General features: G+C 46.3%; 17 protein-coding genes and 1 riboswitch. Of the genes, 5 read left to right on the forward strand and 12 right to left on the reverse strand.

Annotated features, from left to right (window positions below; genetic code table 11):
- Nucleotides 1–18: 18 nt before the first annotated feature.
- Nucleotides 19–3,228 (reverse strand): SusC/RagA family TonB-linked outer membrane protein, encoded by a 3,210-nt coding sequence (locus DWZ03_RS18180; RefSeq protein ID WP_120130501.1) that lies wholly within the window; start codon nt 3,226–3,228, stop codon nt 19–21.
- 681 nt (nt 3,229–3,909) lie between these two features.
- Entirely contained in the window at nt 3,910–5,106 is a 1,197-nt protein-coding gene (locus DWZ03_RS18185) for a hypothetical protein (RefSeq protein WP_005835974.1), read from the reverse strand.
- A gap of 288 nt (nt 5,107–5,394) precedes the next feature.
- Between DWZ03_RS18185 and DWZ03_RS18190 the strand changes: the two genes are divergently transcribed.
- The 3 genes from DWZ03_RS18190 to DWZ03_RS18200 all read left to right on the forward strand — a co-directional run bounded on the left by DWZ03_RS18190 (nt 5,395) and on the right by DWZ03_RS18200 (nt 10,027).
- Nucleotides 5,395–6,084, forward strand: a complete 690-nt coding sequence (locus DWZ03_RS18190) for a response regulator transcription factor (protein ID WP_005835972.1) — start codon at nt 5,395–5,397, stop codon at nt 6,082–6,084.
- Nucleotides 6,059–7,852, forward strand: a complete 1,794-nt coding sequence (locus DWZ03_RS18195) for an ATP-binding protein (protein WP_120130502.1) — start codon at nt 6,059–6,061, stop codon at nt 7,850–7,852. The genes DWZ03_RS18190 and DWZ03_RS18195 overlap by 26 nt, the downstream gene beginning before the upstream one ends.
- A 327-nt stretch (nt 7,853–8,179) precedes the next feature.
- Nucleotides 8,180–8,381, forward strand: a riboswitch (cobalamin riboswitch).
- Between the two features lie 272 nt (nt 8,382–8,653).
- Nucleotides 8,654–10,027 (forward strand): tryptophanase, encoded by a 1,374-nt coding sequence (locus DWZ03_RS18200; protein WP_016273374.1) that lies wholly within the window; start codon nt 8,654–8,656, stop codon nt 10,025–10,027.
- Between the two features lie 5 nt (nt 10,028–10,032).
- Here the strand turns inward: DWZ03_RS18200 and DWZ03_RS18205 are convergent, their stop codons facing one another.
- The 4 genes from DWZ03_RS18205 to mutY form a co-directional block, all read right to left on the reverse strand.
- Nucleotides 10,033–10,662 carry a 4'-phosphopantetheinyl transferase family protein gene (locus DWZ03_RS18205; RefSeq protein WP_005826741.1) on the reverse strand — a complete coding sequence of 210 codons (630 nt, stop codon included), beginning with the start codon at nt 10,660–10,662 and terminating at the stop codon, nt 10,033–10,035.
- Between the two features lie 29 nt (nt 10,663–10,691).
- A complete protein-coding gene (gldE, locus tag DWZ03_RS18210) occupies nt 10,692–12,041 on the reverse strand; it encodes a gliding motility-associated protein GldE (protein ID WP_057281787.1) in 1,350 nt (449 codons plus the stop codon).
- A 23-nt stretch (nt 12,042–12,064) separates the two neighbouring features.
- Nucleotides 12,065–12,520, reverse strand: a complete 456-nt coding sequence (locus tag DWZ03_RS18215) for a single-stranded DNA-binding protein (protein WP_016273371.1) — start codon at nt 12,518–12,520, stop codon at nt 12,065–12,067.
- Nucleotides 12,521–12,592: 72 nt separating this feature from the next.
- A complete protein-coding gene (mutY, locus tag DWZ03_RS18220) occupies nt 12,593–13,633 on the reverse strand; it encodes an A/G-specific adenine glycosylase (protein WP_120130516.1) in 1,041 nt (346 codons plus the stop codon).
- A gap of 157 nt (nt 13,634–13,790) precedes the next feature.
- On the opposite strand from mutY, the gene DWZ03_RS18225 reads away from it, so the two are divergent.
- Both DWZ03_RS18225 and DWZ03_RS18230 read left to right on the forward strand, forming a co-directional pair.
- Nucleotides 13,791–14,066 (forward strand): HU family DNA-binding protein, encoded by a 276-nt coding sequence (locus DWZ03_RS18225; RefSeq protein WP_005826750.1) that lies wholly within the window; start codon nt 13,791–13,793, stop codon nt 14,064–14,066.
- A gap of 235 nt (nt 14,067–14,301) precedes the next feature.
- Entirely contained in the window at nt 14,302–15,876 is a 1,575-nt protein-coding gene (locus tag DWZ03_RS18230) for a ribonuclease E/G (protein ID WP_005826752.1), read from the forward strand.
- An 80-nt stretch (nt 15,877–15,956) separates the two neighbouring features.
- On the opposite strand, the gene DWZ03_RS18235 is transcribed toward DWZ03_RS18230, so the two are convergent.
- The 6 genes from DWZ03_RS18235 to DWZ03_RS18260 form a co-directional block, all read right to left on the reverse strand.
- Nucleotides 15,957–17,129 (reverse strand): iron-containing alcohol dehydrogenase, encoded by a 1,173-nt coding sequence (locus tag DWZ03_RS18235; protein WP_117680499.1) that lies wholly within the window; start codon nt 17,127–17,129, stop codon nt 15,957–15,959.
- 8 nt (nt 17,130–17,137) lie between these two features.
- On the reverse strand, nt 17,138–18,070 hold the full coding sequence (locus tag DWZ03_RS18240) for a phosphatase PAP2 family protein (RefSeq protein WP_120130503.1): 933 nt from the start codon (nt 18,068–18,070) through the stop codon (nt 17,138–17,140).
- On the reverse strand, nt 18,067–18,720 hold the full coding sequence (locus tag DWZ03_RS18245) for a CDP-alcohol phosphatidyltransferase family protein (protein ID WP_005826758.1): 654 nt from the start codon (nt 18,718–18,720) through the stop codon (nt 18,067–18,069). The genes DWZ03_RS18240 and DWZ03_RS18245 overlap by 4 nt, the downstream gene beginning before the upstream one ends.
- Complete coding sequence (locus tag DWZ03_RS18250; RefSeq protein ID WP_005826761.1) at nt 18,710–19,237, reverse strand: GtrA family protein; 528 nt, start codon at nt 19,235–19,237, stop codon at nt 18,710–18,712. The genes DWZ03_RS18245 and DWZ03_RS18250 overlap by 11 nt, the downstream gene beginning before the upstream one ends.
- A complete protein-coding gene (locus tag DWZ03_RS18255; RefSeq protein WP_034523126.1) occupies nt 19,222–19,695 on the reverse strand; it encodes a phosphatidylglycerophosphatase A in 474 nt (157 codons plus the stop codon). Before DWZ03_RS18255 ends, DWZ03_RS18250 begins: the two co-directional genes overlap by 16 nt.
- Before the next feature lie 138 nt (nt 19,696–19,833).
- Entirely contained in the window at nt 19,834–21,123 is a 1,290-nt protein-coding gene (locus tag DWZ03_RS18260) for an inositol-3-phosphate synthase (protein ID WP_005835961.1), read from the reverse strand.
- Between the last annotated feature and the right edge of the window lie 65 nt (nt 21,124–21,188).

A 21,188-nucleotide genomic window follows, 5' to 3' on the forward strand; every position in this document is an offset into this window, starting at 1 on the left:
GCTTCTGTTTTTTAAGAGTTAGAAAGTAAGATTCAAGCCAAACGACATGGTAGAAGTGGCAGGTACACCGCAGTAGTCAAATCCTACTGATGATGAGCCACCTACACCCGCACCGGCGGCAGCCACTTCAGGATCACCGTCGTAATTGGTGATGAGCAATAGATTGGTAGCAGCTACCGATACCGAAGCACGCTTTACAAATCCAATCTTGGAAAGCCACGTTTTAGGAAACTCATAGCTCAATGAAACAGAGCGTAAACGCAAAGAATTGACATCGGTAATATAGTTGGCTGACTCCTTGGAGTAATAGTTCTGATAATAATCCTTAATGATGTTGTAACCACTCATTTGCACTCCATTAAAAGTATAAGTTTTATCGGCTTCCCAAGTATTGGTCACTGGGTCACCATTGGAATTGACACCCGTTACAGTGAGAGAACGATTGCGTACATCGGCAGAAAACTGGCTCACACCGCTGTTATCCATAGCATATTGAGTACCGTTGACCACATCACCACCTACACGGAATTCCCATAGCATATTGAAAGTAAAATTCTTCCAAGTAAGGGTATTGTTTAATCCACCGGTAAACGATGATTCACGATTACCTACTGCTACAAGGGTTTTATCATAAGTAGGCATACCGTTTTTGTCGAGTATCACCTCACCGGCGTCATTACGTTTCCATTTGGTACCGGCAATACCCATAAAATCTCCACCGCTGAACGAGGCTGCCTGCATACCGGCATATTGCACATCGGTAACATACATCACGCCCATACCTTCGGGAAGCCCGTCCAAAGTACCACGATTACCTGCCATGTTCAAGCCAATGTCCCATGTCCAGTCCTTAGTCTGTATGGGAGTTCCCGAAATAGAGAGTTCCATACCTTTGTTATACACATTGCCCGCATTGATACTCCAAAAGATGTAACCGGTAGATTGCGGACCGCGAGGAGCAAGAATCTGATTATATGAATTGTTGGTATAGTAAGCATAGTCTATGTGCAGGCGGTTTTTGAAGAAACTCAATTCCACGCCTATTTCGGTAGACTTGGTCATTTCCGGTTTCAGTTTGTCATTACCGCGTGTCCAAGTATTTCCCACACCTACCGTACCGTCAAGATAGGTACCCGTAGGCCATAAGGCAGTTTCCAATTCGTACACACCGGTATCTTTACCTACCTTGGCCCACGATGCACGCAATTTACCAAAGTTGAGCACACTGTCATCCAGCCAACCGAGTCGCTGCAAGGCTTCAGTAAATACGAATGAACCGCTTACCGAAGGATAGAAGTACGAACGATTTTCAAGAGGAAGAGTAGAAGTCCAGTCATTACGACCGCTCACAGTGAGATAGAGCATATTTTTCCATGATGCACGGAATTCTCCAAAAGCTCCTACCAAACGTTTCTTAGTAGCTGCATGTGTGAATTGCTTATTGTCTTTACTGGCATTGGCGTATGAGAAAAAATCAGGAACGGAAAAGTTCCAAGCCATCATCGAGCTACGGTCTGTCTTGGTTTCGTCCATTGTGGCACCCAACAAAAGATTCAAATCGAAATCACCGAACTTATGGCTCATGTTCGACATAAAGTCATGGCTCATATAGCGGAACTGCTGGGTGTTGTCACTCATCATACCTTTTTGCCACACTTGTTTAAGCACGCCATTGGCAGCCAAACGGTTGGAAGCGGTTTGGGTATAACGGTCAATACCTATTTTATAAGAAACAAACCACCATTTGGCAATATCGGCTTTTATACTGAGCATCCCATTGAAACGGTCGATGTCGTCATACATGTGGTTACGATTGACAATCCAATAGGGGTTGTCGCGTTCGTCCCATGGATCAAGACGATCGCCAAACAAACGATAACGGGTACCATCCTCGTTCTGATAGTGGGTCATTCGGTCGAAAGGAGACCAGTTGTACACACCATAAAGAGCACCATTACCACTCGAATTATAAAGTCCGGCACCCGTCAAAGTACGGTCCGTATGAGCATCGCTATATGCGGCACTGGCGTTAAAGGTAAAAATCCCCACCTTCTGCTCACCATTGAAACGGAAAGCATATTTCTTGTATCCGGTCTCGGGCACAACACCTACCTGATCATAGTAAGACCCTGAAAGATAGAATTTACTATTCTTGGTACCCCCGGCTACGCTGGCACTTTCATCGAAAATGTTTCCGCCTTGAAAGAAATCACCTATGTTATCATAAGTAGCTGCGTTCGACTTCTCTCCCCACGAAGTATAAGCAAAGTCATTAAACACAGTACCAGTATAGTTCTTCTTTGAATCATATTGGTCTTCCATATATCCACGGGCATATTGGCGTTGCGTTTGCGGCAGGCTCTTTACCCATGAAGCAGTAAACTTAGAATTGATATTCACTTCAACCACGCCCTCTTTACCTTTCTTGGTAGTGATAAGAATAACTCCGTTGGCTGCACGTGAACCGTATAAAGCGGCAGCTGCAGGGCCTTTGAGCACCGACATACTTTCTATATCTTCGGGGTTTATATCCATCAAACGATTGGAAGTAGTAGAGGCAGAACGCATAGAACCATCGAAAGCCGAATTGCCCACCACTGATGAAGAGTTATCAAAAATAACACCATCCACCACAAAGAGCGGCTGATTGTCTTTGCCTTCAGCACCCGACGTTCCTCCACGCAATATAATCTGAGCGCCCGCACCAGCGGCACCGGATGACTGAGTAACATTCACACCGGCCACTTTCCCCGAAAGGGATGAAATAGGATTGGCAGTTTTCATCTTCATCAATTCATCCGACTTCACATCCTCCATTGAATATCCCAAAGCTTTGCGCTCTTTCTTGATACCCATTGCCGTCACAACCACTTCGTCCAGCGCTTGCGAGTCATCTTGTAAACTCACAGTATAAGTAGTGGCGTTCGTCACCTTCAATGTCACTGTTTTGTACCCAATGAAAGATACCTCCAATGTGCTACCCACCGGCGCCTCTACAGAAAAATTTCCATCAATATCCGTCACAGCGCCGGTACCAGAACCTTTTACTAACACGCTGGCGCCGATGATGGGTTCGCCTGCCGCATCTAAAACTTTACCTGTGATTTTCTTGGCTTGCTGAGCACTTTGGGAACTTAGCACACTTTCAACAGCTGCATTAGCAGCAAAAGGTGCAGACACCCCAAACAATGCAAGCAACACTAATGATAAGCAATAATTTCTTTTCATAAGCTCTATTATTTGGATTTGTTTGCAAACATATGAATTAATTTAGAAATTCTATCATCAATCGAATTAAAAAATACTAAATAAATATTAAAACATTTGCATTTATATTTTTGCAAAGTTTTAAATATCTATTTAGTAATTATTCAAAGCATTAACTCTTAATCATATTGATGCCGTACTTGTATATAATATATCTCAATGATGCGAAAAAAACGAAAAACACATCACATTTATCATTTATATATAGCGATATTTTGAACTATTTGATTTACGCATTAAAGCATATTCATAAATCTTTTTATATAAAAAGAACTTAATTACGTGGGGATATTGGTATGGATAAGGATTCTAAAAAGCAAATTAGTTAAAATGATTCATAAGTTCATCAAAAAATAGTGTTAGACTATTAACAATAATAAATTCCATATATAATCTACATTAACATTTTATTTTTCAGCATAATACTAATATATACAAGTTTCACTTATAAGAACTGGTCTCTTTCCATGTTGTGGAATTTCCATATCAGTAGTGGTGACATATATAATGGTACAGATTATTTCATGACAGCACGTAGCATGAGTGTGAGATTTAATTCATTGAAGCCTCTCAACGGTCTTCATTCATAGATGATGATTGGAACGGCCGGTTCGTGAAAATCGGCTGTTTGCATTCTACGCCTCATTTCCCTATCGGCTGTATTCTCCTTCTCACCTCTTTGGATATTTCCAGAAACATATAGTTCAGTTTGCCGGAATGAATGCCTTCCTTATTCTGGGCATACTTCTTATTGGCATACTCCTTGGACTTGTCAAAGGTGATGCGCGACATCTGGTTCTGCGACTTTCCCACCATCGTCGAATCCAACTGTTCGTCCGGAAAGAAATCATCCAAATCCACATCACCAATCATGGTCGTTTCAAGGAAATTCATGTCTTTATGACTGGAATCCGTGTAGTATCCTACAAACATATGCCCCGGGGTGCGCACCAATATAGGTTCTATGTTGATGGCACGGAGCAGAGAAGCAAAAAGCACACTTCCATCCACACAGTTGATTTGCGAGGACTCCAAGGCGTCATCGAACGTGCGCACACGCTGTGAAAAGACCACATTGCTGGAAAGGCTCGTATTGGAGACCGAGCTATAACGGAACTTACGCTTCTGCAGTACATTCCACAAGGCATAAACCTGCCTGTCCACCACTTCGGCACCTCCCTGATAGCCTAAAAAACGGTTGACGATACGCGTATCCAGCGCTTCACGCAACAGCTTGTCAATCATAGGATTCTCCTCATTTACATATGCTGCAAAAAAGATGCCGGTATCATGGAATTTTGTACCATTCGTGACATACCCCAACAGACATTCATTAATGCTGCGAACGGAAAAAGTACGCACCCTCTGCCCCAAATCCTTACCGTTCATCTCTACCATAACGGCCACACTAATGGGTTCCGCCTGGTTGTTATTCTTCAGAGCCTCATAATTCCATATGATATCAGGATAGATAATATACTCCGTACGCGGTTTTGCCAACACAAACTCCGACACTGAACGGGAAAAGAACGGAGTCTCCGCAACTTCTACCCGCACCCGGCTATAAGCATTCCTCGAACGGACACGGACAGCGATGCACGACTTCGGATTACCTACATACATGGAGTCTACCGGCACTATGACCTGAGCATCGGTGGTAGCCACTGAAAGGATACTGGAAGGGAATATATTACCGCCCAGCTCATCCGCGATATCAAAGCCCGAACGGAAAGGAGCCGTATTCAGCCAGACAGAGCCGATTATCACTAAAAGCAGAGTTCCCACAATAACCGGCAAACGCCTTTTAGAGAAACTCCTGATATACATAAGTTCTTTCATACAATTCAATATTTACGAAGCAAAGATAATATTTTATATGTGACAGGGCTTTTAGATAAACGAGAATTTAATGTAACCCAAATGTAACACTTGTTTCATCATTCCGTAACAAATTAGCCTCACTTTTGTACCCAGAAAGTAGAAATGGCCTGCATCTCAGCACAAGTTTTCATGCAAACATGAAAATTCTGCATTCGGTTTGCACTATTTTTGCCGATAAAAAGAAATAAAGTTTAACTTTGTGACAAGAGAATTGTTTTATCCTTGTCATACATAAACAACAAAGCAATGAACGATTACCGGATTTTAGTAGTGGACGATGAAGAAGACTTATGTGAAATTCTGAAGTTCAACCTCGAAAACGAAGGCTACGAAGTGGATACGGCAAACTCCGCTGAAGAAGCTCTGAGAATGGACATTGGCAGCTACAGCCTGCTACTGCTGGACGTGATGATGGGAGAAATTTCCGGCTTCAAAATGGCGAGCATGCTGAAGAAGGACAAGAAGACAGCCCAGATACCCATCATCTTCATTACCGCCAAAGATACGGAAAATGACACCGTGACCGGTTTCAACCTGGGAGCGGACGACTACATATCCAAACCCTTCTCGCTGCGCGAAGTGGCGGCACGTGTCAAAGCCGTACTTAGACGCACCCGGCAAGGAGAAACGGAACATGCACCGGAACAGATTGTCTACAAGACGCTGGTACTGGACATCATCAAGAAGAAAGTCTGCATTGACGGCGAAGAGGCACCGCTCACCAAAAAGGAATTTGAAATCTTATTGCTGCTTTTGCAGAATAAAGGACGCGTATTCTCGCGCGAGGATATACTGAACCGCATCTGGAGCGACGAAGTATATGTGCTGGACCGCACCATCGACGTGAACATCACACGCCTGCGCAAGAAAATCGGAGTTTATGGCAAATGTATCGTAACACGCTTGGGATATGGTTATTGTTTCGAAGCCGAATAACGACAGACACTTTCTGTCCTTCAGCCGGAAGCTTTTCCTTTCGGTCATCTCGCTGTTCCTCGTATTCGCCGCCTGCTTCATCGCCTACCAGTATCAGCGGGAAAAGGAATACAAAGTGGAGCTGCTGGACATGCAGCTGCAAGATTATAACGACAGACTGCACCAGGAGCTTCGCTACCTCCCCGACAGCCTATGGACTTCCATGCTGGACAGCTACATCTCCAAGCATGTGAACAAGGAATTGCGCGTCACTGTGGTAGACCTTCATGGCAACGTATTGTTCGACAGCTCCCAGAACGACAGCCATGAACTGGACAACCACATCAAACGCCCCGAAGTACAGAAAGCGCTGAAAGACGGCAAGGGCTATGACCTGCGGCGCATCTCCGAAACCACCGGCAAGACCTATTTTTATTCTGCCACCGCCTACGAAGGCTGCATCATCCGTTCAGCCCTCCCCTACAACGTCAACCTGATGAACAATCTGGCTGCCGACCCACACTACATCTGGTTCACGGTCATTGTATCACTGTTGCTGATATCCGTCTTCTACAAATTCACCTCCAAACTGGGCAGCGCCATCAACCACCTGCGCGAGTTTGCCAAAAGGGCCGACAAGAACGAACCCATAGACATGGACATACAAGCCGCCTTCCCGCACAATGAGCTTGGAGAGATTTCGCAGCATATCATACAGATATACAAGCGCCTGCGCGAAACCAAAGAGGCGCTTTACATTGAGCGCGAAAAGCTTATCACCCATTTGCAAACCTCCCGCGAAGGACTGGGCGTATTCAACAGAGACAAAAAGGAGATATTGGTAAACAATCTGTTCACCCAATACGGCAATCTGATTTCAGACTCCAACCTGCAGGCTACCGAAGAGATATTCTCCATCTGCGAATTCCAGAAGATAACGGATTTCATCAACAAGGCGCAGAAGCGCCCCTCCTACAACGAAGAACGAAGGATGTCCGTACACATCAACAAGAACGGACGCACCTTCATCGTGGAGTGCATCATCTTCCAAGACCTCAGCTTTGAAATTTCCATCAACGACATCACCCAGGAAGAAGAGCAAGTACGGCTGAAACGGCAGTTGACCCAAAACATCGCCCACGAGCTGAAAACCCCCGTAAGCAGCATACAAGGCTATCTGGAAACCATCGTGAACAACGAAAACATTGCACCCGAAAAGATACAGGTCTTCCTGGAACGCTGCTACGCGCAAAGCAACCGCCTGAGCCGCCTGCTGCGCGACATATCCGTACTGACCCGCATGGACGAAGCCGCCAACATGATTGATATGGAAAAGGTGGACATCAGCATGCTGGTTTCAAACATCGTCAACGAAGTGTCCCTGGAACTGGAACAGAAGCAAATCACCGTTGTCAATTCCCTAAAACCGAAGATACAGTTGCGGGGCAACTACTCTCTGCTCTACTCCATCTTCCGCAATCTCATGGACAACGCCATCGCTTATGCCGGCACCAACATACACATCAACATCAGTTGTTTCCGCGAAGACGAGAATTACTATTATTTCAGTTTTGCCGATACCGGCATCGGCGTTTCTCCCGAACATCTGAACCGTTTGTTCGAACGCTTCTACCGTGTAGACAAAGGACGCTCGCGCAAGTTGGGCGGCACCGGCTTGGGGCTCGCCATAGTGAAGAATGCAGTCCTTATTCACGGAGGCACCATCTCTGCCAAAAACAACCAAGGCGGAGGACTGGAGTTTGTATTCACACTGGCAAAAGAGAGATAACAGCCCGTTTTACCACACCAAACAAAATGCTTTGCATACCTCTGGAGAAGGTTCTTGTGGCAAGTGTGGCTTGTATTGGTATCTTTTCACCTTACCGACATGACGGATTGCTTAAATCGCCTTAAGTCACTATCAATCAGAGAGTAATTTTGCCAACCTATTGCCATGCTTTTGGCAAACTTTTGCCATACCTATGGCAAAGTTTTGCCAACGCGGTGACAAAGTCTTGCCAAGAGGGTGGCAAAACCTTGCCAATTTGTCGGCAAAAAGAAAGAGAGAGGGGAAGAAAATTTATCACTCATAGAATTGTTTTCTCAAAAAGAATCCGTATCTTTGTCATGCATTGGTTCGCTCCCCCTCTTCTGGGAAAGCGATTAAAAGGGAATCAGGTGTAAATCCTGGACAGTCCCGCTGCTGTAAGTTTCGTGCAACGTTGCAGACAATTACTCTATGCCACTGGAATATTCTTCCGGGAAGGCGCCTGCAACAGAAACAAGTCAGAAGACCTGCCATGCATACTTTATCATTGCTTTCGAGGAAAAAGCGTTGAGTCTAATGAGCCGGACAAACCGTCCATCATTTCATTCATCAAACCTAATTCAGAGAAAGTAAAGAAGGTAATAAACTCTGCCAAGTTTATTTGATGATGTCCGGCCGAAGTGATTTCGTCCGGACATTTACATTACAAAAAGTCATATTTAAATTGGTTATTACATAGATTTTGTCTAAATTCGGCACATTAAACCGCAATAATCGGTTTATCCGTTAACCTATTGTCAAATTATTAAAGATACAGAGTCTATGGAATTACCATTTGCCGAAGCATGGAAAATCAAAATGGTGGAACCTATCCGCAAAAGTACCCGCCAGGAACGCGAACAATGGCTGAAAGAGGCCCACTACAACGTATTCCAACTCAAATCGGAACAAGTTTATATCGACCTCATCACCGACTCGGGCACCGGAGCCATGAGCGACCGCCAATGGGCAGGCATGATGCTGGGCGACGAAAGCTATGCCGGAGCCACCTCATTCTTCAAACTGAAGGAAGTCATCACCCGCCTCACCGGATTTGAATACATTATCCCCACCCACCAGGGACGCGCTGCCGAAAATGTACTCTTCTCCTACTTGGTGCACGAGGGCGACATTGTGCCGGGAAACTCCCATTTCGACACCACCAAAGGACATATCGAGGGACGCCGGGCATTGGCTCTGGACTGCACCATAGACGAAGCCAAACAGACACAGCTGGAAATTCCCTTCAAAGGCAATGTAGACCCTAAAAAACTGGAAAAAGCATTACAGGAACATAGCGAACGGATACCGTTCGTCATCGTCACCATAACCAACAACACTGCAGGCGGCCAGCCGGTTTCCATGCAGAACCTGCGCGAAGTCCGCGCCATTGCCGACAAGTACGGCAAGCCCGTTCTCTTTGACTCGGCACGCTTTGCGGAAAATGCCTACTTCATCAAAATGAGAGAAGAAGGTTACCGCAACAAGAGCATAAAGGAAATTACCCGCGAGATGTTTGACCTTGCCGACGGTATGACGATGAGTGCCAAAAAAGACGGTATTGTCAACATGGGCGGATTCATAGCCACCCGCCGGAAAGACTGGTATGAAGGTGCCAAAGGCTTCTGCGTGCAGTTCGAAGGCTACCTTACTTACGGAGGCATGAACGGTCGTGACATGAACGCCCTTGCTATCGGCCTGGACGAGAATACCGAATTCGACAATCTGGAAACCCGCATCCACCAGGTGGGCTATCTCGCCATGAAACTGGATGAGTACGGGATACCCTACCAACGTCCCGCAGGCGGCCATGCCATATTTGTGGATGCCCCCAAAGTGCTGACACATGTGCCCAAAGAAGAATTCCCGGCACAAACACTGACCGCTGAGCTCTATCTGGAAGCAGGCATACGCGGTTGTGAAATCGGCTATCTGCTGGCAGACCGCGACCCGGTGACCCGCGAAAACCGCTTCAACGGCCTGGACTTGCTCCGGCTTGCCATCCCCCGCCGTGTGTATACCGACAACCACATGGATGTGGTGGCAGCCGCTCTGAAAAATGTATATGACAAACGGGAAAGTATTACCCGCGGAGTGCGCATCACCTGGGAAGCTCCGTTGATGAGACACTTCACGGTACAACTGGAAAGGCTGTAAGAGATTTACAGACTCAATGTCAAGACAAAATCCGGAAACAAATAATAATGAATAGTGAACCGGCGTTTCTCCACCGTACGATATTCTTCGGCGGAGAATACGCCGCTTTCATTTACAGCAAAAGGCAGAATGCGCATGTGCCCGCGAAAATCAACCTCGGAAGCATTCAGGCATTTGAACATGGTCTCCTTAGCCGACCAGTGCAGCAACAGTGACCAAGTGTCGGTTCCGCGAAACACGGATGGCTGTTCATCTTCGCGCATGAATTTATGTGCCACCTTCCTTACCCGCTCACCATACTGCTCGATGTCAACACCCACTTCCCGACCCGGCAATCCCAAGACAACAGCCACATAACCTTTCGTATGCGAAATACTGAGAGAGGCGGAGTCATCCGCCAGATAAGGTTTCCCACTGGGATGATAGGCAATCTCTTTCTCTTCTCCCGACAGAGTATAAAGCAATACGCGGACAGCCAGCCACTCCAAACGGCGGTGTGCCGCGGTGAAGCGCCGCATACCTTCCCGGTATACTTCCTGATGAGGAAGCATGGCCAGCAATTCCTCCGGAGATTCCTCCGTTTTCCAAATTCCCCATCGACAGGGAAGAGCGGTATGTTGCAAGAAGAGGGGCACGGAACAATTTAAAAATTAATAATTAAAAATTAAAGGGAAGAAGAGTTGGGTTCTGCCGGGGCATTTACTGTGAACTTCACTTTCAGGATACGGCGGTTGTCCATCTCCAACACCTCAAACTCATAACGGCCGTAGGTCACCTTTTCATGGAGAGCAGGAAATTCCCCCTTCAGTTCCAGCAGAAGTCCGGCAAGCGTATCGGCATCCCCTGCCACCTCATCGAACGTTTCCTCGTCTATCTTCGTTATTTTATAGAAATCAGTCAGCTGGGTCTTGGCTTCAAATACCCAAGTGTGGTCATTCAGTACGGCATATGTACGTTCTTCATCATCGTATTCGTCATGAATTTCGCCCACAATCTCCTCAATAATGTCCTCCATGGTGACAATGCCCGACGTACCACCGAACTCATCGACCACAATGGCTATATGAATCTTGTTTGCCTGGAAATCGCGCAGCAAATCATCAATCATCTTGGTTTCGGGCACAAAATAGGCGGGCCGGATAAGCGACTGCCAACGGAAATTATCCCCTTTGTTCAGATGGGGAAGCAAATCCTTGATATAAAGCACCCCCTTGATATTGTCACGGCTATCCGCATAGATGGGAATACGGGAGTAGACATTCTCTACGATGCACTTCACCACATCTTTGAAAGGGGTACGGATATCCAGGTCCACCACATCAAGGCGAGAGGTCATGACCTCCTTGGCCGTTTCCCCGCCAAAGCGGATGATACCTTCCAGAATATTATTCTCCTCCGAAAGCTCTGCCTTGTCGGTCAGCTCCAACGCATGCGAGAGTTCATCGACCGATATGTTATGGTTCTTGCGGACCATATGCTTGTTCAAGAAAGAGGTGGAACGTACCAGCATAGATGCCATCGGATAGAATACGGAACGGCAAAACGTGATGCCGGGAGCGGCAAAACGGCAGAAAGCCAGCGTCTTCTGAGCCGAATATATCTTAGGCATGATTTCACCGAAAAGCAACAGCAAAAATGTAAGGACCACTGTCAGAATGAGGAACTCTGCAATGGGAGAATGAAATTGGAACACATTCATAAAGAAGAAGTTGCAGAGCATGATTATGGTTACATTCACGAAGTTGTTCGTAATCAGAATCGTTGCCAACAAACGTTCGCTGTTGTCCAGCAGATTACTGATTTTCTCATCCGAAGGATGCTTTCTCTCCGCTATTGCATTCAGGTCTGACGGAGAAAGAGAGAAAAAGGCTATTTCGGAAGCTGATGCAAAACCGGAAACAAGCAAAAGCAAACCTGCCAACACAATGGCTACAATGGCCGAAATAGAAGGAGTCTGTACGGATATACCGTTAAAAACATCTGCCAACTGGCATAAATAAGCGTCTGGGTCCAAAGATTTTGGTTTTAGTTAAACAATTAGAACGGCAAGTCGTCCGTCGGGTTATCTTGTGCAGGGGCAGCCTGCGGTTGTACTGGTTGTTGTGGCTGGGGGGCGGCTCCCGCCTGCGGCGCATAAGGGGCGGCACCGGGAGTTGCCGTTCTCGGAGTCAGCATCTCCATATTGTCGACAAATATCTCAGTCACATAGCGCTTGATGCCTCCCTGGTCATCGTAAGAACGGGTACGTATCTTACCTTCCACGTAAAGCTTATCGCCTTTATGCACATATTTCTCAACGATTTCGCCTAAACGGCCACGGAATATCAGGTTATGCCATTCGGTACGGTCCGGAATCTGCGTACCATTCTGCAAAGTGTATCCTTTCTCCGTAGTGGCCAAAGAAAGCTGGGCAACACAGTTTCCACCTTCATAATAGGTTATTTTAGGGTCTTGTCCCACATTTCCTATCAATATCACTTTATTTACTGACATAAGCTTCTATTTTATTAATTTGCTGCCAAAATTAACGAGAATATTCACACCATGCAAGAATACGAACAACTTTTATACATATTTCTCCAAGAAAGCATGTATCAGCCGGGGTACCGCATAACGGTCCAAATCTTCGACTGCAACCCGTTGGTAACTTGAGAAGGAGCTCGAATTATCGGGCAGAGTAACCTCGTAGAAGTTGGTGTAAATCACTCTGTGGGACAATACATGTTTCACCCCCCGAAGCAGTGTACGGACCATCCGCACCTCTCCCTCTGCAAACAGCGCATGAAACTGCGGACATGCCAGAAATTCCTCTTCGGATAAATCTTTTTCCGTTTCAACCAGAGGCAATTCAAAGAGATTTTTCCAGATATCGTCCTCCGTCCTCTTATGTATCAAGGTATGCGCGCCCATGCGTACATATATATAATTAAAATAGCGGTTGGTGGTCTTGGTTCTGTGCTGCTTCACGGGCAGTTGCTGCACTTTTCCTTCAGACAATGCCCGGCAGCTGCCGGACAAAGGACAAAACAGACAGTTGGGCGACTGCGGCGTACACTGCACGGCTCCGAAGTCCATAATTGCCTGGTTATAATCTGCCGGCCTGGATTTATCGAGCACCTCACCCGCCAAAGCGGTAAAAGTCTTTTTCCCTTCAGTAGAATCAATGGGAACATCAATGCCGAAATAGCGGGAAAGCACCCGATACACATTCCCGTCGACCGCCGCATAAGGCATGTCATAGGCAAAGGAGCAGATGGCCGCTGCCGTATAATCCCCCACTCCCTTCAAAGCACGTACCTCTGCATAGGTTTTCGGAAATGTCCCCTTCATGCTTTTGGCTGCGGCATGCAGGTTGCGGGCACGCGAATAGTACCCCAGGCCCTGCCAATATTTCATCACTTCGTCCTCGGACGCAGCAGCCAGCGACACCACATCCGGGAAGCGTTTTATGAAACGCAGAAAATACTCATACCCCTGCGCCACTCTTGTCTGTTGTAAGATGATTTCAGAAATCCATATCAGATAAGGGTCCGTGGTATTTCGCCACGGAAGGTCGCGTTTGTTCTCCGCATACCAGTCCAACAATGTTCCGCTAAAAATATTCATGCTGCAAAAATACTTCATTTTCAGCCTAACAAAGCTTAATGCCAAGACTTTTTTAGAAAATTGTCCGAAATATATTTTTTAGAGCCACGGAAAAGCTATATATTTGCAGTCCAAAAAATTAGGAAAACTATAGTAATAATATTTTTTTTAAAGAAAAATGACTAAAGCTGATATTGTAAACGAAATTACAAAGAACACCGGAATTGATAAGACAACCGTACTTACAACCGTTGAAGCATTCATGGACGCAGTAAAGGCATCTTTATCCAAAGATGAAAATGTTTACCTCCGCGGGTTTGGTAGTTTTGTAGTGAAGAAAAGAGCTCAGAAAACTGCTCGCAACATCTCCAAGAACACTACAATAATCATTCCGGAACATAACATTCCGGCATTTAAGCCTGCAAAAACGTTCACCCTCTCAGTGAAGAAATAATAAACAATAGTATTAACCCATAAAAATTTTGAAGCTATGCCAAGCGGAAAGAAGAAAAAAAGACATAAAATGTCTACGCACAAGCGTAAAAAAAGACTAAGAAAGAACAGACATAAAAGCAAAAAGTAATTTTTAGTCTGAAGGACAAAATAAAGAACAAACTTGTGAAGCAAAATGTCTCGCGGGTTTGTTCTTTGTTTAAGTAGTAAATAGAATCATTTAAAAGCCAATTATTGTGACAAGCGAACTCGTTGTAGACGTACAGCCCAAAGAGGTATCCATTGCACTGCTTGAAGACAAGCAGCTGGTGGAACTCCAGAGCGAAGGAAGAAACATCTCCTTCTCGGTGGGCAACATGTATTTGGGACGCGTCAAAAAATTGATGCCCGGCCTGAATGCCTGCTTCGTGGACGTGGGTTACGAGAAAGACGCTTTTCTTCATTATCTGGACCTAGGTCCTCAATTTAACTCGTTAGAGAAGTACGTAAAGCAAACTTTAAGCGACAAGAAGAAGCTGAATCCCATTACCAAAGCAACCATACTTCCCGACCTTGAAAAGGACGGAACGGTTTCCAACACACTCAAGGTGGGACAAGAAGTAGTGGTGCAAATTGTCAAGGAACCTATCTCTACCAAAGGGCCGCGACTGACTTCCGAGCTTTCCTTTGCCGGAAGATACCTCGTGCTGATTCCCTTCAATGACAAGGTTTCCGTATCACAAAAAATTAAATCGAGCGAAGAGCGCGCACGCCTCAAGCAACTGCTGATGAGTATCAAGCCGAAAAACTTCGGCGTCATCGTCCGCACCGTGGCCGAAGGAAAACGTGTTGCCGAACTCGACGGAGAGCTTAAAGTATTACTGAAACATTGGGAAGATGCCATTACAAAAGTACAGAAGGCCACCAAATTTCCGACACTGATTTACGAAGAAACCAGCCGTGCCGTAGGACTGTTGCGCGACTTGTTCAATCCTTCCTTCGAAAACATCCACGTGAACAACGAGGCTGTGTACCACGAAATCAAGGATTACGTAACCCTCATCGCCCCTGAACGGGCAGGAATCGTGAAGCTGTACAAAGGTCAACTCCCCATTTACGACAATTTTGGTATCACCAAACAAATCAAGTCATCATTCGGCAAGACCATTTCATACAAAAGTGGTGCCTACCTGATTATTGAGCATACTGAGGCGCTTCACGTAGTAGACGTGAACAGCGGTAACCGCACCAAGAATGCCAACGGGCAGGAGGCCAACGCACTGGAAGTGAATCTGGGTGCAGCCGACGAACTGGCACGCCAGCTCAGACTAAGGGATATGGGTGGTATCATCGTGGTGGACTTCATCGACATGAATGAAGCCGAAAACCGACAGAAGCTTTACGAACGTATGTGTGCCAACATGCAGAAAGACAGGGCACGTCACAACATCCTGCCGCTCAGTAAATTCGGACTGATGCAGATTACACGCCAGCGTGTACGCCCGGCTATGGATGTAAATACGACGGAAACCTGTCCCACCTGCTTCGGTAAAGGCACCATCAAATCGTCCATCCTCTTTACGGACACCTTAGAGAGTAAGATTGACTACCTGGTCAACAAATTGAAGATAAAGAAATTCTCGTTACACATCCACCCGTACATCGCAGCCTACGTCAATCAGGGACTCGTCTCCTTGAAACGGAAGTGGCAGATGAAGTACGGATTCGGTATCAAGATTATTCCAAACCAGAAATTAGCATTCCTGGAATATGTATTCTACGACCTGCAAGGGGAAGAGATAGACATGAAGGAAGAAATCGAAATCAAATAAAAAAGACGGCGAAGGGTATTTATCTTCGCCGTCTTTTTTATCTCTTGCTTTGGGGGAGCTCTCCCCAAACATGCCTTTCGTTATAAAGCCAAACGATAGATTTCCCTGCAATCAGTCATGGTCAGCTTCACGTAGTTGCCAAGCAGTTCGCCTTTATTGCGCTGCAGACTGACGAGCATACGGTCTATATCGGGATGCTCGATGCCCAACTCCTTAAAGCTAACCGGCAAGCCCATGTAACGGAAAAAGTGTTTCAGTCGGGCAGTACCTGCCAAAGCCATCTCTTCCAAATCTTCGGACTTGGGTATATCAAAAATGCGGTGGGCAAACTGGGCAATCTTTGCCGGATTATGTTCCGCCATAAAAGCCATCCAGGCAGGAAAGATTACAGCCAAGCCGGCACCGTGGGCTACATCATAGATAGCACTGATTTCATGTTCCAGTGCATGGGATGCCCAGTCTTCCTCACGCCCTACCCCACAAATTCCGTTATGCGCCACAGTGCCACACCACATAATGTTGGCACGTGCGGCATAGTTGTCCGGTTGCTGTTTCACCCGGTAAGCTTCTTTAATGATAGCTGTCAAGGTACCTTCACAAAGCCGGTCGCTGATTTCCACATCCGGTGTATTCGTGAAGTAACGCTCCATGATGTGAGCCATCATGTCGGCAATACCACAAGCCGTCTGATAAGCCGGAAGGGTGTAGGTCAGTTCAGGATTCATGATGGAAAATACGGGACGCAAATGCTCGGGGGCACAGAGCCCCAGTTTTTGGAGTGTCTCTGTCTTGGTAATTACCGTATTGCCCGAACCTTCGCTTCCGGCAGCCGGGATAGTCAGCACCACGGCTACTTTCAACGCTTTCTCCACCTTGGCACGACCGATAAAGAAATCCCAAAAGTCACCATCATAAAGGGCTCCGGCAGCAATGGCCTTTGCCGTATCTATGACCGAACCACCTCCCACAGGAAGCATCATATCCACCTGCTCACGACGGCAAAGCTGAATACCTTCGTATACCTTCCCGTCAATGGGATTGGGCTGGACACCTCCCATTTCGCAATAAGCCACACCGGCTTCCTGCAAGGATTGCTTCACTCTATCCAGCAGACCACTCCGTACAACAGAACCGCCTCCATATACTATCATCACTTTTTGTGCACCATACTTACGCGCCAATGCACCGACTTGCACTTCAGTATTCTTGCCAAAGACAAACTCTGTAGGACTATAAAAAACAAAATTATTCATTGTATACCTTATTTAATGTATCGACTGTATCTTTCAAAGAAGCGTCCGAACGCTCCCCACTTCATCAGTCCTTTCTCAAAAACAAAAATACCCAGCAATGCACAAGAGATGCCCAGCATCACATCAATCAGATAATGGTGTCCCGAATAGACAGCCGTCCACCAAATACCGACCATAATCACCGCAAACAACGCTATCAACCACTTTTTGCTGCGGTCCATAACCGCGTAGGCCAAAGCCACCACCATATAGGCGGCATGGAGCGAGGGCACTGCTGCAAATACATTGGCATTCCTTCCGTAAATGGAGTTGAAGATGGAGCATCCCAGCAATTCGTCAAAACGTCCTAAGCCGGCCAGATTGCCCGGAGTGTCGAGTATCGGCTCGAAACCATAATTCATGGCATACCAGGGCGGAGCAGCGGGATGGATGTAATAGCCGGCAAAACCGATGAGATTAACCAGCAGGAACACCATCGCAAAACGAAGATATATCTTACGGTCACCCTTCAGATAGAGCCACACCCCGAATGCAATGGGAACCGGTACCCAACAGAGATAGAATATCCCGGCAAAGAAATCGGCAACAGGACAATGGTTCAAAGCAAAATACTCACAAGGGATAAGGACAGCACCGTCTACAGACAAGCCAAAAAGGGATTTTTCTGCCTCATAAAGTCCTTTTACATCAATGGGATTCACCTGGTAATTGGGATATACGCGCATCCAGTCATACGAAATGCCGAATATGAAAAACGGCAACAGCGCCACTGCCAACTTACGGGTTGTCTGTCCGGCAAAGAACAATAACAGAAATACCCCCGCCATCAGGAAATGTTCCGGACGAAGCCCGATACAGACCGCTGTCAGAATCAGGAAAAACGCTGTGATGACAATCACCAGCACTGCCTCTCTCACAGAGGGAAACAAACTATTTTTCATTCCTTGTCTTTCAGTAGTTTATAGCAATGCGCCAAGCGGGCAAATGCCGTCAAATTCGCCAATATTGCAATCACTGCCATAGGCACAATTAGTATCAGCATCGGGTCGAATAAAGTACAATCACCAAAGATACCGCAGAACATGGCACCGAGGGCAGTCAGCACAACGCGTTCGGGACGCTGCATGAAACCGACTTTACACTCCAGCCCCAAACCTTCGGCACGGGCACGCACGTAACTCACCATCAGCGAACCTATCAGCGCAATGAATGTAATGATGGAGCCCCACAAATAGCCTTGCAGCATCAGGTAATAGAAGATGCCGAACAATGTCACGAGCTCGCTGTAACGGTCGAGTACGGAGTCGTAGAGCGCACCGAAAGTAGAACTCATTTTACCCACGCGTGCCACACGTCCGTCCATCATGTCAAACAACCCGGCAAAGAGCACAATACCGCCTCCCCAGCCTACATAGGCCAGTTCACCACTCTTGTACACCCCGGCATACACAAACAAGGCAGCCGCCACGATATTCAGCACCAGCCCCGTAGTCGTAATAAAGTTAGGCGTAATGCCAATTCTAATCATACCATGCACCACAGGATTGATAATCTTGTATATCACCTGCTGCAACCAATCTCTATAATTCATATTCGTCTTTTTTGTTCTCTAAATAATGTTTCAAAAAGCCTTTTATATTGTGATTACGATAAACGAAAAAACGTTGCAGATGGTAGTTCCAAAAAAAAGCTACCAGCACTGCTACAATTATCTTTGACAGAATAAATACATTGTCGATATAATATCCCAACAATCCATTGACCCATGTCATGCCCGTAAGCCACTCGGTCAGTGCAAAAGTGCCCCAGGTATTCAGTATAATGCTGCCTCCCCAGACAAAGAGATATTTCACGGCAACATGCGTTTTCTTACAGTCTTCGGCATGGAACACCCATCCGTAATTAATGGCACAGTTTACAATGCCTCCTACCACGGAACCCGTGAATGTGGCATAAAGATAAAAAACAGCAAAAGCCTTTACCAGAAGGATAGTCACCAGAAAATCGACAAAGCTTGCGAATTGCGCAGAAATCTGGGCCTTGAAGAAGATCCAGACAGAATGGCGCCACGACACACCTTTGCCATTTGATTTCAACTGATTATCCATCTTGCCACAATCAAAATTATAAATCCGTAGACTCCAGACAGAATATCGTCCATCATTACCCCGATTCCACCCGGCAGACTTTCCATACGGCGAATGCCCAAGGGCTTGAATATATCAAACAAGCGGAACAAGACAAATGCTCCCAATGCATACCATACATGTCCGGCGGGCGCCGCAAGCAAAGCAATCCACACACCGACCATTTCATCGACCACCACGCGCGAAGGGTCTTCGCCCCAAGATACCTCCAGGCGGTTGGCAGCCCAGATACCGGCAAGTGTAAATACCAAAATCAATGCTACTGTCAGCCACAAAAGGCAGACACTTGAAACCAGATAAGACAACCCGAACCAGATAAGCGTAGCCAGCAAAGCTCCCGCAGTGCCGGGTGCAAAAGGAGAAAAGCCCGAGCCAAAGCCCGTACCGATAATGACTGGGAGGAGGGAGGGTTTCTTCATCAAAAAAGTAATGAGGTGATAAATGCGATAAAAACGGTAAAGTGATAAATGCAATAAAGTAATAAAAGTGATAAAGTGGTAAAGTGCTATCACTCTATCACCTTACCACCTTATTTTTATCACCTTATCACTGTTTTTTTAATCCAGATAACTCGGTGCTGTCTCACCCACCATATTGCGGAGAGTCTCTTTCACCATACGCCATTGCTGGAACAAATCGTGTACCGGCTCATGCTCGAAATCGTGCATCGGGCTCTTGCAGAAGAAGGACAGCCACGTCTGGATGCCGCACATACCTGCACGCAATGCCAAATCACTGAAAATAACCAAGTCGAGCGCGATGGGAGCAGCAAGAATGGAGTCACGGCACAGGAAGTTAACCTTGATTTCCATCGGATAGCCCATCCAGCCGAAAATATCGATGTTGTCCCATGCTTCCTTGTTATCCTTACGAGGAGGATAGTAGTTAATGCGTACCTTATGATAAACATCACCGTACAAGTCAGGATATTTCTCCGGTTCGAAGATATTGTCGATAACAGACAGCTTGCTGACCTCTTTTGTCTTGAAGTTCTCCGGTTGGTCGAGTACCTCGCCGTCACGGTTACCCAGAATATTCGTAGAGAACCAGCCGCTTACACCCAACATACGGGTCTTGAACATCGGAGCAAGCACCGTCTTCATCAAAGTCTGGCCACTCTTGAAGTCCTTACCGGAAATGGGCACATTCATTTTCTTGGAGAATTCCCACATGGCTGGAGTATCCACACATAGATTAGGAGCACCCATAATAAACGGAGCGCCTTCTGCAATGGCAGCGTATGCATAGCACATACTCGGAGAGATGACTTCAGTATTGTTTTCCTTCATTGCCTGTTCCAAAGCAGCGAGAGATTCGTGCTCTTTGGACAGCGGAATATATATTTCGGTACTTGCAGCCCACAGCACAGCAATACGCTCGCAGTTATTGGCTGCCTTGAAGTTACGGATATCCTCACGCAACTGCTCTGTCATTTCCCAGCGAGTAGCAGCCTTCTTAATATGCGTACCGTTCAAACGTTTTGCAAAATTGTGGTCGAATGCAGCAGGCATCGGCTTGATGGCTTGCAGTTCGTCTTTTACCAAATTCAAGTCTTTCTCTTTCAAAACCTCGGCATACATAGCAGCTTCGTAGGCGTTGTCCGGGAAAATGTCCCAACCGCCGAAAACGATATCATTCAAATCAGCCAAAGGCACTATGTCTTTGATAAGTTTTTCTTTGCCATCCTGCATGCGCATAGCAGCCATTTGTGTGATTGAGCCTATAGCTTTTGCCAAGCCCTTGCGAGCAGCTAATGTACCGGTAATCATGGTGGTTGCAACCGCACCACCTACTCCGACTACCAGCACGCCCAAGCGTCCGGTTGCCGGCTTAATGTTTTCTTTCATTGCCATTGTATTATTTAGAGTTTAAAAAATTGCTCAAATTTAGGGTATTTTACTCAATTGGGATT

Source organism: Bacteroides sp. AF29-11 (genome assembly GCF_003602895.1).
GTDB classification, from domain to species: Bacteria; Bacteroidota; Bacteroidia; order Bacteroidales; family Bacteroidaceae; genus Bacteroides; species Bacteroides uniformis.

What these genes read in the sequence shown, in the direction of transcription:
- DWZ03_RS18180 (WP_120130501.1), bottom strand. Translation starts at nt 3,228, where the DNA reads ATGAAAAGAAATTATTGCTTATCATTAGTGTTGCTTGCATTGTTTGGG.
- DWZ03_RS18185 (WP_005835974.1), bottom strand. Translation starts at nt 5,106, where the DNA reads ATGAAAGAACTTATGTATATCAGGAGTTTCTCTAAAAGGCGTTTGCCG.
- DWZ03_RS18190 (WP_005835972.1), top strand. Translation starts at nt 5,395, where the DNA reads ATGAACGATTACCGGATTTTAGTAGTGGACGATGAAGAAGACTTATGT.
- DWZ03_RS18195 (WP_120130502.1), top strand. Translation starts at nt 6,059, where the DNA reads ATGGTTATTGTTTCGAAGCCGAATAACGACAGACACTTTCTGTCCTTC.
- DWZ03_RS18200 (WP_016273374.1), top strand. Translation starts at nt 8,654, where the DNA reads ATGGAATTACCATTTGCCGAAGCATGGAAAATCAAAATGGTGGAACCT.
- DWZ03_RS18215 (WP_016273371.1), bottom strand. Translation starts at nt 12,520, where the DNA reads ATGTCAGTAAATAAAGTGATATTGATAGGAAATGTGGGACAAGACCCT.
- mutY (WP_120130516.1), bottom strand. Translation starts at nt 13,633, where the DNA reads ATGAATATTTTTAGCGGAACATTGTTGGACTGGTATGCGGAGAACAAA.
- DWZ03_RS18225 (WP_005826750.1), top strand. Translation starts at nt 13,791, where the DNA reads ATGACTAAAGCTGATATTGTAAACGAAATTACAAAGAACACCGGAATT.
- DWZ03_RS18235 (WP_117680499.1), bottom strand. Translation starts at nt 17,129, where the DNA reads ATGAATAATTTTGTTTTTTATAGTCCTACAGAGTTTGTCTTTGGCAAG.
- DWZ03_RS18240 (WP_120130503.1), bottom strand. Translation starts at nt 18,070, where the DNA reads ATGAAAAATAGTTTGTTTCCCTCTGTGAGAGAGGCAGTGCTGGTGATT.
- DWZ03_RS18245 (WP_005826758.1), bottom strand. Translation starts at nt 18,720, where the DNA reads ATGAATTATAGAGATTGGTTGCAGCAGGTGATATACAAGATTATCAAT.
- DWZ03_RS18250 (WP_005826761.1), bottom strand. Translation starts at nt 19,237, where the DNA reads ATGGATAATCAGTTGAAATCAAATGGCAAAGGTGTGTCGTGGCGCCAT.
- DWZ03_RS18255 (WP_034523126.1), bottom strand. Translation starts at nt 19,695, where the DNA reads ATGAAGAAACCCTCCCTCCTCCCAGTCATTATCGGTACGGGCTTTGGC.
- DWZ03_RS18260 (WP_005835961.1), bottom strand. Translation starts at nt 21,123, where the DNA reads ATGAAAGAAAACATTAAGCCGGCAACCGGACGCTTGGGCGTGCTGGTA.